The organism is Massilia sp. CT11-108 (genome assembly GCF_047302915.1).
GTDB lineage: Bacteria > Pseudomonadota > Gammaproteobacteria > Burkholderiales > Burkholderiaceae_D > Telluria > Telluria orientalis.
Window position 1 is genome coordinate 1 of the sequence record NZ_JBKYMO010001209.1, and the last position, 502, is coordinate 502.

Here is a 502-nt window from a genome sequence, read left to right on the forward strand (position 1 = left end):
GCGCTGATCGCCGCGGCGCCGGGCAGCCTCGCCGCGCGGCTGTCCGTCGCCGTCGCGCTGATGCTGTTCTGCGCGCTGAACATCCACCAGGCGCACGGCATGACGGAGCTGCATTTCGGAATCTTCGTCCTGCTCGCCTTCCTCGTCTGCTACCAGGACTGGCGCGTCATCATCGCCGCCGCGGGCACGGCCGCCGTCCACCACCTCACGTTCAACTATCTGCAGGAATGGGGCTATCCGACGCTGTGCTTCACGCATCCGGGCATCGGCATCGTGCTGCTGCACGCCGCGTACGTCGTCGTCGAGGCGGCCGTGCTGTCGTACCTCGCCGTCCGCCTGCAGCGCGAGACGACGGCCGTCGCGGCGAGCGCCGGCACCCTGCACGCCACCTTGCGGGCGATGCGCAGCAGCGCGGACCAGGTGGCGCGCGACATGGACCTGATCACGCAGACGTCCAGCGCGGTGGCGGCGGGCAGCGCCGACCTGTCCGCGCGCGCCGCGG

1 pseudogene is annotated in these 502 nt (G+C 71.5%); it reads left to right on the forward strand.

Annotation, left to right across the window (positions count from 1 at the left end):
• Positions 1-502: pseudogene (locus ACEN88_RS34025) on the forward strand (chemotaxis protein); the annotation flags it as partial.